The 12,172-nt window shown below is 37.7% G+C and carries 14 protein-coding genes; 2 read left to right on the top strand and 12 right to left on the bottom strand.

Translation table 11 applies throughout. The annotated features are described in order from the left end of the window. Nucleotides 1-18: 18 nt before the first annotated feature. The 5 genes from BUA72_RS09730 to queG all read right to left on the bottom strand — a co-directional run bounded on the left by BUA72_RS09730 (nt 19) and on the right by queG (nt 3,628). Entirely contained in the window at nt 19-270 is a 252-nt protein-coding gene (locus BUA72_RS09730) for a hypothetical protein (RefSeq protein WP_131401774.1), read from the bottom strand. Nucleotides 271-519: 249 nt separating this feature from the next. After that, nucleotides 520-981: an SRPBCC family protein gene (locus BUA72_RS09725; protein ID WP_072922772.1), complete on the bottom strand. Its 462-nt coding sequence runs from the start codon at nt 979-981 to the stop codon at nt 520-522. 13 nt (nt 982-994) lie between these two features. Next, a complete protein-coding gene (locus BUA72_RS09720) occupies nt 995-1,642 on the bottom strand; it encodes a murein L,D-transpeptidase catalytic domain-containing protein (RefSeq protein WP_072922771.1) in 648 nt (215 codons plus the stop codon). A 5-nt stretch (nt 1,643-1,647) separates the two neighbouring features. Continuing rightward, complete coding sequence (locus BUA72_RS09715; RefSeq protein ID WP_072923152.1) at nt 1,648-2,325, bottom strand: TIGR02117 family protein; 678 nt, start codon at nt 2,323-2,325, stop codon at nt 1,648-1,650. Between the two features lie 358 nt (nt 2,326-2,683). After that, nucleotides 2,684-3,628, bottom strand: coding sequence for a tRNA epoxyqueuosine(34) reductase QueG (gene queG / locus BUA72_RS09710; protein ID WP_072923151.1), 945 nt, complete (start codon nt 3,626-3,628; stop codon nt 2,684-2,686). 175 nt (nt 3,629-3,803) lie between these two features. Between queG and BUA72_RS09705 the strand changes: the two genes are divergently transcribed. Further along, a complete protein-coding gene (locus tag BUA72_RS09705; RefSeq protein ID WP_034730870.1) occupies nt 3,804-4,103 on the top strand; it encodes a rhodanese-like domain-containing protein in 300 nt (99 codons plus the stop codon). Nucleotides 4,104-4,128: 25 nt separating this feature from the next. Beyond that, complete coding sequence (locus BUA72_RS09700) at nt 4,129-4,746, top strand: HD domain-containing protein (protein ID WP_047449000.1); 618 nt, start codon at nt 4,129-4,131, stop codon at nt 4,744-4,746. A gap of 744 nt (nt 4,747-5,490) precedes the next feature. Here the strand turns inward: BUA72_RS09700 and BUA72_RS09690 are convergent. The 7 genes from BUA72_RS09690 to mutY all read right to left on the bottom strand — a co-directional run bounded on the left by BUA72_RS09690 (nt 5,491) and on the right by mutY (nt 12,070). Beyond that, entirely contained in the window at nt 5,491-6,261 is a 771-nt protein-coding gene (locus tag BUA72_RS09690; RefSeq protein ID WP_083544197.1) for an alpha/beta fold hydrolase, read from the bottom strand. Nucleotides 6,262-6,277: 16 nt separating this feature from the next. After that, a complete protein-coding gene (locus tag BUA72_RS09685) occupies nt 6,278-7,267 on the bottom strand; it encodes an NAD(P)H-dependent flavin oxidoreductase (RefSeq protein ID WP_228407858.1) in 990 nt (329 codons plus the stop codon). 166 nt (nt 7,268-7,433) lie between these two features. Then, nucleotides 7,434-7,937: a hypothetical protein gene (locus BUA72_RS09680; RefSeq protein WP_072922768.1), complete on the bottom strand. Its 504-nt coding sequence runs from the start codon at nt 7,935-7,937 to the stop codon at nt 7,434-7,436. Nucleotides 7,938-8,018: 81 nt separating this feature from the next. Next, nucleotides 8,019-9,383, bottom strand: coding sequence for a peptidylprolyl isomerase (locus BUA72_RS09675; protein ID WP_072922767.1), 1,365 nt, complete (start codon nt 9,381-9,383; stop codon nt 8,019-8,021). Nucleotides 9,384-9,470: 87 nt separating this feature from the next. Beyond that, complete coding sequence (locus BUA72_RS09670) at nt 9,471-10,394, bottom strand: PfkB family carbohydrate kinase (protein ID WP_034730885.1); 924 nt, start codon at nt 10,392-10,394, stop codon at nt 9,471-9,473. Between the two features lie 27 nt (nt 10,395-10,421). Then, nucleotides 10,422-10,979, bottom strand: coding sequence for a gliding motility lipoprotein GldD (gene gldD, locus BUA72_RS09665; RefSeq protein ID WP_072922766.1), 558 nt, complete (start codon nt 10,977-10,979; stop codon nt 10,422-10,424). Between the two features lie 44 nt (nt 10,980-11,023). After that, a complete protein-coding gene (gene mutY / locus BUA72_RS09660) occupies nt 11,024-12,070 on the bottom strand; it encodes an A/G-specific adenine glycosylase (RefSeq protein ID WP_047449205.1) in 1,047 nt (348 codons plus the stop codon). Between the last annotated feature and the right edge of the window lie 102 nt (nt 12,071-12,172).

Genomic DNA, 12,172 nt, shown 5'->3' with positions numbered 1-12,172 from the left:
GGTTATCAATAACTTAAATTAATACAGTTGGAGGAGATGGAGAAAAGATTTTACGCCACAGATAATAGATATGGCGATAACAGGAAGGCTGATTCTGGACGTTATTTTAGTAATGGCCGAGAAATCTGCCGGGATATAACCGTCTTTACGGACTGAGTATTTTACTATTTTTGAGGCAGCAGGCAGCGCATGGGTGTTCATATCCGCTTCCTCGTAGAAATCGAGAATAAGAACATTTCCTACATTCGGGACACAGGGAATATTTCCCATTGATTTTTCTGCCCATTTCGAATTGAAAAGGGTAAAAACCAATATGAAATAAAAAAAGATAAGTGACCTCAGACCTGCCATGTCAATAAGAAAAACTTTGGTTTTTTAGTAAAAACGATAGTCCCGCGAAACTATGGATTTTAGACGGCTTCTAAGGTATCCTGAATGTTAAAAAAACTTAAATACTGCTTTATATCATTAAAAAATAAGGTCTTTGATGTGTTTCAAAGACCTTATTTCATTTTAGACTTATTTTGTTTTGAACATTTTCTCCAACACGTTATAACGGTAATCGAAGATATGTTCCAGTTTCTTCTTAACAAAAAGCGGATGGGCTATTTCACCCAAAAATCCCATGGGAAGCTCATAATCAATGGTATCTTTCATGAGGACACCTTTTTCATTAGGAATGAATTCATGGTGGTGATGCCATAGTTTGTAGGGTCCCTTTCTCTGAAGATCTACAAAACTTTTTTGAAAATCTACTTTAAGGATTTCCGTCTGCCATTTCATCTTTATTCCGAGGATTGGTGAAACGTAGTAATCAATGAGCATTCCTTCATAAATTTCATCGTTTTCCATGGTGGTGAGCACGATAAAATTCATGTCTTTCGGGGTGATCTCAGAAAGATTATTGGCAGAGGAAAAAAATTTCCAGGCTGTTTCTATATTGCAGTTGAGCTGCTGCTCGCGGAAAAGACGGTGTTTCATAATTTTCTGTACATTATTGATATATCCACATCAGAACCGGTTTCCCAGCTTTCTGAATCATAGGATCAATTTCTTTCATCGCATTGTTGGAAACGGTGGGACAGCCCCATCCTTCCGGAGAACCTTTTGGAAAAACTTCCTCATCACTCATTTGATCCCAGGAATGAAAAACGATATATCTTTTTAAAGCATTGCTGTTGGTTTCTTCCAGGCCATGCATCAGATATTTGATATTAATTCCCCAGTCGCTGCGACCTCTTCCCTGCAGCTTATATTTTCCCAAAGCTGAAAGATGACTTCCATCTTCATTACTGAACGTCGGATTGTCTTTTGAACCATCCAAACTCCATGGGTTTACACCACAACCGTGGCCCACAAGGTATTTTTTAGCCACTGAATTCGTTTTAAAATCCCACATAAAAAACCTTTTAACACCGGAATGAAGACTCATATCAATCAGAATGCAAAAATCTGTACTGAGCTTTTTTGAAACACAGAATTTTAATGCTTCATCAGCTTTTCCTTTTATTTCAGAGAAGTCAGTTTCCGGTCTTTTTTCTGTTTTAACAACGGGATCAGCTGCAACGGAACGATTTCCTTTGGATTCATTACTGCATGACCCTATAAGATGAATAGCCAGAATTACGGCAAAAAATCTCATCCGAATTATTTATAATGTCTGAAGATCCCGAAATCGGAAGGCGTCCAAAGAGCGGCTTTCTGTCCGGCAGCTTTCAGAGCATCGTTTGCCCAGGTATTACACGTATAAAGAAAACTGTAGGTGCCTTTAGCATCATAAAATGCATCGTTAACATCATAAACAGCATCCGTAGGAATGACGATGAAATTCCCGTTCTGATCTCTATCAAATTTATCTTCAACAAATTTTACCAGATTCTTATACTGATCTTTACTGATCATGATCATTTTGCAGTCCTCCCCTTCTTTCATGGTTTTGTAATAGGAGCAATGCATCGCTGAATCGCTTAGCCAGAATGCTGCTTTGATAGCTGTAGAAAATTTAAGATCGGCCCAGGTAGGGGTATCCAGATAAAAACCTTTATCACCCCAGCCTATTCCTATATAATTATAATCCGGACTTTTTGATTTTGTGTTGGCAAACGGAACTTTTGCTCCCCAATCCTGAAGGTCGTTTTTTACAGGCATCACGATATCTGTATGCACTCCGTTGGTGTAAATATAGATCGGTATTTCCTTTGGCTGCCCGTCATCCTCTCCGGAAACTTCTATAAGTGGCAGCACCAGCCCTAAAATAACGTACAGGACCACAATTCCCAAAATAACACCTACTGTTTTCAGGACATATAATAATACAATTTTCACGCTCATGTTTTAATAAAATTTAATCTTCAATTTTCCGTAAAAGTATTTGTTTTAATCGAAAAAATGATTAAATTTAGTTACGAAATATTCACAAATATGCTTAAAAATACAAAATCACAGAAGAGATTTAAAGTAAGAGTGAAAACAGCTCCAAAAAGAGTACAGAAAAAACGTTGATTTTCGGTGGGACATTGGTCTCCTGAAGGTCAATTTTTCTTTTTAGGAAAAGTTTTCCGAAGATTCTTACTGAATTAAATCTTATCCTCCTTAAGGCGCACTGCTTAAGGGATGGCGATTTATCCTCCTAAGTTTTGGAACCGAAAAATTCCAGATAAGGATTCGTCACCAAAAATTTATCCTAAAGCTTGTCCGAACAACGTTCCAAAAATTCTATATTCCGCTTCAAACCAGCAAATTTGGTTCTCTTTACGGGAGATTTCCTGAAGATCTCAGAGAATATTTCCTGAGTAATTTCCTTCCACTCTTCTTTTTTAAAATTTTTCAGCGATTCATTAGGCGCAAATCTGCTCTGAAGATTAGGCGCGGAAAATCTGTTCCACGGGCAAACATCCTGGCAGATATCACATCCGAACATCCAGTCTTCCATTTTGTCTTTGAAATGATCAGGAATCTCGTTTTTAAGTTCTATCGTGGCGTAAGAGATGCATCGGCTTCCATCAATAATCTTTTCCGAAACAATAGCGTCTGTAGGGCACGCATCAATGCATTTTCTACAGGTTCCGCAATGATCGGTCGTAGCATGATCGGGAACAAGCTCCAGATCACAGATAATTTCCGCCAGAAAATAAAAAGAACCATTTTGCTTTGTGATGAGATTGGCATTTTTTCCTACCCAGCCTATTCCGGACTTTTTGGCCCAGCTCCGCTCCAGAATGGGCGCAGAATCAACAAAAACCCGGAATCCAAACTCACCGATCTCTTCCTGAAGTTCTGCCACCATTTCCCGCAGGATTTCTTTGACCACTTCATGATAATCTTCTGCGTAGGCGTATTTTGAGATTTTATAATTCTCTAACGCGGAAATTTTTTCTTTTGGAAAATAATTATAGGAAAGTGAAATGACCGATTTTGAACCTTCTACAAGCAGCCTTGGATCTAATCTTTTGTCGAAATGGTTTTCCATGTATTTCATTTCGCCATGGAAATTATTTTTAAGCCATTTTTCCAAATTCGGGGCGTCTTCTTCTAAAAAATCTGCTTTCGAAATACCGCAGCTCTGAAACCCAAAACGTTCTGCTTTGGACTTAATTAACTGCGCATGTTTTTCGGCACTGGAATTCAGAATTTTCACCTTGCAAAATTAAGATTAATTTACGAATGTTATACTTTTAAATGCTAAAGCGGATAAGCCCGAAGTTTTAAGACTTTCTTTCGAAAATTTAAGTTTTGATAGGGATCTTTTTAAGAAAAAAATTGCGTATTTTCGTTCTTATTTTTTAATCTAAAATTAAACAGTTATGTCTTTAATAGAAGTAATACAATCAGGAAATTATGAATTAATTGACGTTCGTGAGCCAATGGAGCTTGAAATGGACGGAAATATAGACGGAGCCAAGAATATTCCTCTGGGTGAAGTAGAAGACAGAAAAGAAGAAATCTTATCTATTGAAAAACCAGTGATTTTATTCTGCAGAAGTGGAAACAGAAGCGGAAAAGCATTGGAATATCTTAACGGACAAGGCTTGAAGGATGGTCATAACGGCGGAGGCTGGGCTGAACTGAAAGCTGCGTTGGAAGCAAATCAAGGAACTTTTTAAGTTCCTTTTTTTATCTTCATTCACTATGAATCTGAAAGAAAAGTTCACAGATCTCTGTCTTGCGTTTTCAAAAGATCAGGATCTTATCAACCGCTTTTGGCAGGAAATTGAAAAGAAATATTCTGAAAAAGGCAGGCATTATCATGATCTTTTTCATCTGGAAAATATGTTTCTGGAACTGGAAACTGTAAAAGAACATATTAAAGATCCTGTTGCCGTCTCATATTCTGTATTTTACCATGATATTATTTATGATGCCACTTCAAAATCGAATGAAGAAAAAAGTGCATTGCGCGCCGAGGAAAGGCTTCAACAGCTGGGTTTAAATGCAGAAATGATTTCAAAAATATCATCGCAGATCTTAGCTACAAAATCACATCAGCTTTCTGATGATTCCGATACCAATTATCTTCTTGATGCTGATCTTTCTATCCTTGGAAAAGATCTGGAGGTTTATCTGGACTATACCCGAAAGATCAGAAAGGAATACTCCATTTATCCGGATCTACTGTATAAACCTGGAAGAAGGAAAGTGCTTAAACATTTTCTGGAGCTTGAAAGCATTTTCAAAACAACTGATTTCAGGGAGTGCTACGAACAGCAGGCTAAACAAAATATAACTGCAGAGCTTCAGCTTCTGTAGACCTATAAAACTAGAGGAGCAAATAAAGCTTATTTTACCACACAAAGTACATTGTAGAAGTTAAACTGCACGGATGTACAAAGATAATGACGTTGATTCTGGTGAAGGGAATGGATACAAACCACATGATTTTAAAATTTCACGCAGATTAGTCAGATGATGCAGATTTTTACTTTTGCTCATCTGCTTGATCCGTATCATCTGCGAGAGAAAATATTAAAACAAAAAGGAGATGCAGTAAAACTGCATCCCCAACATGAAAAACATCCATTTCAAACACAACTTTCGCACATTTCACCAAACCAATCTTCTGTGGTTATGTATCCATTGTTTGATGCATTAAATGTAAAAATTATCAAATCACCTATATGTGATTTGTAATGTTTATTTTGTGTAATTTTCAGGAAAGTAATTACTATAAAAGCCTCTGATAATTACGGTTTACCATAATTTCACAACGGTTAAATATTTTAAAATTTTAATCAAATGATATCAAAATTTATCTCCAAAATATTTTTTTGAATTTTTGATTTTCGTTAAAATCTGTACAAATGTGAATACAAGGACTTTTAATATCACGATCACAGAACCTTAAAAATGGATCTGAATGATTTTATAATGTGTATATTTTATACAAACAGCTGGAAAGGTTCTAAAATATGTACACATGAAAACATCTCAAAAACACGAAAAAAAGCACCCTGATCACTCAGGATGCTTTTAATAGTAAATATTATTCTGTAATCAACCGTATTGCTTCATAAAAACTGAGGCTCTGCTCAGAACCAGTTCAGGAACTTCTTTATGGGGTGTATGTCCTGCTTCCGGAATGATATATTTTTCTGCGGTTCCGCTTACCTGAGAAACTGTTTTCTCCACCTGATCCAAAGTTCCGTATTCATCGGCTTCTCCCTGAATGAACAGCAATGGACACTGAATATCCTTCAAAAGGTATTCGATATTCCAGCTTCTGTAGTCTTCGCGGGTCCAGGTTTCTGTCCAGGCTTTGAAAAGCATTTCTACTTTATCACCATGGTATTTCTGTAAACGTTCAGCAAGATTGGTTGTTTTGTAAGCATCCCAGGCGTCATAAACTCCTTTCAGGGTAACTTCTTCTACAAAAATATGTCCTGCTTCACAAATCACTGAATGGACCTTTTCCGGATATTTTGCAGCTGCAATCAAAGCAATAGTTCCACCGTCACTGTGACCAAATAAAATGACATTGCTTATGTTAAGTTCGGCAAGCAAATCATTCAGTACATCTGCTTCCCATTCCATATAATTGACCGGTCTTTCGTGCGTAAGCATGGGTCCGGATTTTCCATAGCCCAACCTGTCATACATTAAGATATTACAACCAGTGGCTTCAGCCAATTTCATCGGAAAATCTCTCCAAAGCTGGGTACAGCCTAAAGAATCATGAAGAAAAATAATAACCGGTTTTTCTTCTGATGATTGGTGATATGCGGTATAAAGTTTCTGACCTCTTACTTCAATTAATCTCTCTTCCATTACATTCATTCCTCAATTACAACACCGGTACTTTTGCTGCTTCAAATTCTTTTAACAAGTTAGTGAATACGGTTTCTACCGGAAGTATGTCATTGATTAATGCAGAAACCTGCCCTATTTCCAGCTCGCCATCTTCCATATCACCTTCAAACATTCCGCGTTTTGCTCTTGCGCGACCTAACGATGCGATTAAAGCCTCTTTATCTCTTCCGGACTGGTAGATGTCTTCCAACTCCCCAAAGAACTTGTTTTTGACCATCCTTACGGGTGCCAGTTCTTTTAAAGTAAGGTGTGTATCTCCTTCATTAAGCTCTGTAATTTTCTTTTTCCAGTTATCATGAGCGCTGGCCTCCAAAGTAGCTGCGAAACGCGAACCGATCTGTACACCGTCTGCTCCAAGGAGCATAGCCGCTTTCATTTGTGAACCCAAAGCAATTCCTCCGGCTGCAATCAATGGTTTGGAGATATGATTTTTCACATTGGGAATAAGACAGAATGTAGTGGTTTCGTCTCTTCCATTGTGTCCGCCTGCTTCAAAGCCTTCTGCCACAACAGCATCTACTCCCGCTTCTTCACATTTTACGGCAAATTTAGTGGAAGACACCACGTGTGCTACCTTTATTCCTTCTTTCTGAAGGCTTTCTGTATAAGTTTTTGGATTTCCGGCAGAAGTAAAAACAATCTTCACACCTTCTTCAAGAATAATCTGGATGATCTCTTCAAGATTGGGGTATAACATCGGAACATTAACTCCGAAAGGCTTATCTGTAGCCAGTTTACACTTCTGAATATTTTCTCTTAAGATGTCCGGGTACATACTTCCTGCCCCGATAATTCCCAGTCCGCCACAGTTTGAAACCGCCGAAGCCAGCTTCCAGCCTGAGTGCCAGATCATACCGGCCTGGATAATAGGATATTGTATATTAAAAAGCTCTGTAATTCTATTTTGACTTGTCTGCATTTCCTGAAGTTTTTTTGCTGAATTGAAATCTATAAAATTGCTCATGCGTAAAAATACTAAAAACAACGGTTTTCAGCGGGGAAAAAATGGGTAAAATCTTGGGAAGTTTCGAGGTTTGGGATTCGGGATACGCGGTTTGAATGTTGAAAATAAAAACAAATTTCATTATCAATTCACCTCGCACCTTTAAAAACCCGTATCTCGTAATGGGTTATGCCTTCAATCGGTACGTAGTCAATACCTCATCTATTACTGGGCTTAGGTTCAAAAATTTCCGGGCGAGTCCGCACAGGTCGTTCTGAATATGATCAGGTCTAAGTTCTATCCAGCCTTCCATAAGCGTCAGAGGGCCGTATTGTACGCTTACATTTTCCCAATTTTTCTGATCTTCTGCAAAACGATTTCTAAAGTCTTCTGCAAAATTCCTGGCCGGTATTTTATAGCCTTTAAGGTTTTTCAGTTTCAGCGCATGAATATTATAGTACAGCCTTCCTTCCTTAATGGATTGATCATTAATCCAAACTGAAAAAAAAATCCTGCCTGGGGCATCAATCGGAGATTCGGGAATACTGGACCATTCGGGTTTGTAGATCTTTAATGCAACGGATTCAAGAATAGTGTCTACAGATAGTCGAAGGCCTGAATCTATAAATTCTTTTCCCGAAAGCATATCAACGGCTTCCTGAAATTTTTGTCTGTAAAAAGGTTCATCCATCGCTTCAAAGTTTTATTTAAATATATAATTTTTTCAGACAGAGCATAAAAAAAACCTTCAGAAATTCTGAAGGTTTAGTATTTATTTTTTGATCGATTCTTTTTTCCAGTTGGCTTTGAATTTACAGTTATCATAGCGTCCGTCAATCGATATAAAGGTTGTCGGCAACTGAGCGTTGACAAACTTTTCAATCATTTCATTACGCTTTTTATTCAGCGCCATCTGCTTGATTCTGTTATAATCCGTTTCCAGTGTAATCTGGTGAGCAGGAATCACATCTTCTTCTTTGATAATCTTTACAACTTTTCTTTTGTTGTCTTCATCTTCGAAAGCAATAGTAATGTCTCCTTTGTTCAGACCAGCCAGCTCGTAGCTGATAGATCCCGGAATACTTTCTCTTTCAATTTTATCAGAACCGTCTGCTCCTGCAATAATTCCTGCATTGAACTTCGTTTTCTTATCGTCTGAGAATCTATAAGCAGCATCTTTAAATGTCATCTTACCTTCAAGGATAAGACCTTTGATACTGTCCAGTTTTGCTTTTGCTGTTTTAATTTCCTCGTCTGTAGGCGTAGCTTTCAAAAGGATGTGTCTTGCATCATATACTTTTCCTGATTTTTTGATCAGCTGTACAATATGGTACCCGAATTCAGATTCAATAGGATCTGAAATTTCATTTTCCTGAAGGTTTAAGGCAGCCGCTTCAAATGGCTTTACCATCTGTCCTTTATAGATGTTCTTGTACAATCCTCCGTTGGCAGCAGATCCTTCATCTTCAGAATAGATTCTTGCCTGGCTTTCGAAGGTTTCTCCACCTGCAATATCCTGTTTGATTTTCTTTAATCTTTTGATAAGATCTTCCTTGTGAGCTTCTGTAAGCTTAGGGTACATCATGATCTGTGCTAAAGAAATTTCATCTTTTACTTCAGGAAGCTGCATTTTATACAGGTTGTAGAAATCTGTTACCTCATTCGGTGTTACGTCTGCTTTTTCAGTAATACGTTGATATTTAGCCTGTCCGTAATATTGATCGATGTCTATCTTCTCGATAGCATTTTTCATTTCAAATCCGTTTCTGAATTTATATGCGGTAAGCATTGTTTTTTCATCCGGGAACTGAGAAAGTAACTGACGGTATTTTGCGTTGGCCTGCTCCTTAATCGCAGCAGAACGGTTTTCAATCAATGTATCTTTTTTGGCTTCGTATACAAGAAGCTTGTTGCTGATCAGGTTTTCAAGGAACTCACACTTGTCTGTGTCAGAAGCTCCCTGCTGTTTGGCATAATTCATCTGCTCATTCACATCCGATTCCAAAACAATTTCATCACCGATAACAGCAGCAATACCATCCACTAATTCTCCCGGTTTAAGCTGAGCATTCATGTTTGAAGAGAATATCATCATGAAAATCCCAAGAAGAAAAGTGATTTTTAGTTTATTTGTCATTTTACTATTTTAAACAAGTTGCAAATTTAGAATTCTTAACGAATTAGTCTAAATTTTTTATTATAAATATTTCTTAAAAAGACTTATTTATTGCAGTTCGACATCGAATGTCGTTAATTCTTTAAATTGTCTCAATCTCTCGAACATATCAGATTCGGTAACTTCCTCAATTCTTTCTGTTCCGAATTTCTCAACAGTGAATGAAGCCATCGCTGAACCTACGATCAAAGCAGACTTCATGGTTTCGAAATCTACCTTTCCTTTTTTAGCAAGATACGCTGCAAAACCTCCTGCAAAAGTATCTCCTGCTCCGGTAGGATCGAAAACGTCTTCCAGTGGAAGTGCAGGGATAGCAAATACTTTACTGTCGTGGAAAAGTAATGCGCCGTGCTCTCCTTTCTTGATGATCACATAGTCAGGACCCATGGTGTGGATCTTTTTAGCTGCTTTTACCAGAGAATATTCTCCTGAAAGCTGTCTTGCCTCTTCATCATTGATCGTAATAACGTCTGTTTTAGCGATCATATCCATTAAGATATCCCAAGCAGAATCCATCCAGAAGTTCATCGTATCAAGGATGACCAGTTTAGGACGGTTGTTCATTTTTTCCAGTACAGACAACTGAACTCCAGGGTGTAGGTTCCCTAATAAAAGAATCTCTGAATCCTGCATAGAATCAGGAATTTTAGGATCGAAGTTCTCCAAAACGTTCACTTCTGTAACCAAAGTATCTCTGGTATTCAAATCATTGTGGTATTTTCCGGACCAGAAGAATGTTTTTCCTTCTTTTACGATCTCAATACCTTCAATATTTACATCTCTGTCTGTGAACATATCAAGGTGCTCCTGTGGGAAATCTCCTCCAACAACAGAAACAATACCAGATTTAACGCCTAAAATAGAAGAAGTGATGCTGATATAAGTGGCTGCACCTCCTAAAATTTTATCAGTTTTACCAAATGGTGTTTCGATTGCATCAAATGCAACGCTTCCTACAACTAAAAGTTTCATATATTTTTCAATGTATTTTAAAGTCAATTATTTTTTCCATTCAAATGTGTCCAGCAGGTGTTTCATATCGTTTTTGATATAGTTCACCGCCGGTGCCAAAGAATCCGGTTTCGGTCTTGTGTTAAAGTATAAATAAGCAGTCACGAAGTGTTTCGTGCTGTCCGTAATGTAAAATTGAAGATTGGAAGCGCTCTGCCCTTTCAGTTCGTAGAAATTCCCGTACACCTTTTTGTCAGGGTATTCAAATGACTTGGTTTCAATAGAGCTCGCTTTGATGGTATGCTCGTAGACCATTTTCTCAGTTTCTTTGAGATGGTCTGCCAGATCATTCTGTATCGGATAATACGTCACAAAAAGCTTGGCTTTCATTTTCGGATAATTGATGTAATACCAGCAAGGCTTTTTGGCATCAGCGATGGATGCAAAATCTGAGTATTCAAAGGTATAAGCACAGTTATTTTCAAACTTATGGTATTTCGGTGCCGGATACTCCAGACGAAGCTCCCCGTAAGGTTTCGGAACATGATCTTTTCCGCACGAAATTAAAAGCAGTGATACAAAAATAAAAATGACGTTTTTTATCATTTTGCAAAAGTACAAATTAGATTTCAGATTTTGGGAGACAAATTTCAGTCTTTCAGTGAGTTTTGGATGTAGTTTTCCAAAGGCTTGGGAAAAGATTTATCATGAGAAGCTTCAAAATCTGTAATGATGTACTGATTTTCTGCAATAAAGCTGTTCCAGACCACCTCAGAATCTACCTCAACGTTTGAAATTTCAATCGTCAGATTCTTATGGGTAAGCTTATGGGTAACTGTTTTTACATTTTTGATAAATGGTTCCAGATCCTCAGAAATTGTCGGTGGAAACTCAAATAATTTCTTCCAGATAAAATCATCTTTTCTCTGCTGGATTAAAAACTGACCGTTTCTATGTACAAAATAATAGGTCAGCGCAAGATCTTCTGTTTTAACTTTCTTTGTTTTAACGGGATAATCTGATGTTTTATCAAGAGAAAATGCAAAACAGTCATCATTGACCGGACATTCCCCACAAAGTGGATTTTTAGGCTTACAGATTTCCGAGCCTAGATCCATCATAGCCTGGTTAAAATCACCTACATTGTCGGGCATCACCAATTCCGCAAGTTGAGAGAAATAAGAAAAAGCTCTGGAATTGGAAATATCGAAGTCATCAGCAAAAATGCGACTTAAAACGCGGTAAAAATTACCATCCACAGCCGGCATCTTACCTCCAAAGCAGATACTGGATACCGCAGCAGCAGTGTACTTCCCTACTCCTTTCAGTTTCAGAATTTCATCATAATCTGCAGGAAAAGAACCCTGATAATCATTCATGATCTGCTGTGACGCTTTATGAATATTGATGGCTCTGGAATAATAGCCAAGTCCTTTCCAACAAAGCAATACTTCATTTTCTTCTGCATTGGCCAGGGTTTTTACATCCGGAAATCTTTTGATAAAATTATTATAATGATTCAGTCCCTGACTGATCCTGGTCTGCTGAAAAACAATTTCGCAGATCCAGATTTTATATGGGTCTTTTGTCTGTCTGAAAGGCAGATCCCTTGCATTTTTTCCGTACCAGCTGAGGAGCTTGTTTCCTATGTGTCTGAAGTTGTCGTTTTCTATTTTTTCCAAAGGTTTCTTCTTCATTATAGATGCTTCGACTCCGTTCAGCATGACATGTACCCTAAAGTGTTAGAAACATCATGCTGAACGGAGTCGAAGCATCTGAATTTACAGACTTGTAATTCT

It is taken from the genome of Chryseobacterium sp. OV279 (assembly GCF_900128945.1).
Taxonomy (GTDB): Bacteria; Bacteroidota; Bacteroidia; order Flavobacteriales; family Weeksellaceae; genus Chryseobacterium.
Note: the sequence above shows the minus strand (reverse complement) of the source record. Positions and strands in the feature narration are given on the sequence as shown.

Coding starts and splice junctions, on each gene's coding strand:
- gldD (WP_072922766.1), bottom strand. CDS start 10,979: ATGATAAAAAACGTCATTTTTATTTTTGTATCACTGCTTTTAATTTCG.
- BUA72_RS09730 (WP_131401774.1), bottom strand. CDS start 270: ATGGGAAATATTCCCTGTGTCCCGAATGTAGGAAATGTTCTTATTCTC.
- BUA72_RS09720 (WP_072922771.1), bottom strand. CDS start 1,642: ATGAGATTTTTTGCCGTAATTCTGGCTATTCATCTTATAGGGTCATGC.
- mutY (WP_047449205.1), bottom strand. CDS start 12,070: ATGAAGAAGAAACCTTTGGAAAAAATAGAAAACGACAACTTCAGACAC.
- BUA72_RS09680 (WP_072922768.1), bottom strand. CDS start 7,937: ATGGATGAACCTTTTTACAGACAAAAATTTCAGGAAGCCGTTGATATG.
- BUA72_RS09700 (WP_047449000.1), top strand. CDS start 4,129: ATGAATCTGAAAGAAAAGTTCACAGATCTCTGTCTTGCGTTTTCAAAA.
- BUA72_RS09690 (WP_083544197.1), bottom strand. CDS start 6,261: ATGGAAGAGAGATTAATTGAAGTAAGAGGTCAGAAACTTTATACCGCA.
- BUA72_RS09725 (WP_072922772.1), bottom strand. CDS start 981: ATGAAACACCGTCTTTTCCGCGAGCAGCAGCTCAACTGCAATATAGAA.
- BUA72_RS09685 (WP_228407858.1), bottom strand. CDS start 7,267: ATGAGCAATTTTATAGATTTCAATTCAGCAAAAAAACTTCAGGAAATG.
- BUA72_RS09705 (WP_034730870.1), top strand. CDS start 3,804: ATGTCTTTAATAGAAGTAATACAATCAGGAAATTATGAATTAATTGAC.
- BUA72_RS09675 (WP_072922767.1), bottom strand. CDS start 9,383: ATGACAAATAAACTAAAAATCACTTTTCTTCTTGGGATTTTCATGATG.
- BUA72_RS09670 (WP_034730885.1), bottom strand. CDS start 10,394: ATGAAACTTTTAGTTGTAGGAAGCGTTGCATTTGATGCAATCGAAACA.